The 374-nt window shown below is 63.9% G+C and carries 1 protein-coding gene; it reads right to left on the bottom strand.

From position 1 onward, the window contains the following. The coding region (locus EE949_RS29780; protein ID WP_277423366.1) for a GTP-binding protein at positions 1-374 on the bottom strand (374 nt) is incomplete at both ends.

Genomic DNA, 374 nt, shown 5'->3' with positions numbered 1-374 from the left:
GCCTTCTTCGGCGCGCTCGGTCAGGTCAACGGTGTACTTGTCCAGCGCCTGACGCGACTCTTCGACGTTGGGGTCGTTGACCGCCCCGCCGCCACGCAGGTTGTTGATGGCATTTTCCAGCGCCTTCTTGCTGACGCCCTGCCCCAGCAGCAACTGATCGCCGCTGTGAACCTCTGCGGTGTCCAGCAAGGGTGCGGAGAAATTGAGCGCCTGCAGATGCAGACGCAGTGCATCGAGAGCAGGCTCATCGACCAGATCGGTCTTGCTCAGCAGCAGCCTGTCAGCGGCGGCGACCTGCGCCAGCCACTCGGGGTGCAGACGCTCCTGCAGCGTGGCATGGCAGGCATCGACCAGCGTGACGATCAGCCCTACAT

Source organism: Pseudomonas viridiflava, assembly GCF_900602065.1.
Classification (GTDB): domain Bacteria; phylum Pseudomonadota; class Gammaproteobacteria; order Pseudomonadales; family Pseudomonadaceae; genus Aquipseudomonas.
The sequence above is the reverse complement of the archived record's forward strand: the minus strand, read 5'-3'. Positions and strand labels throughout refer to the sequence as shown.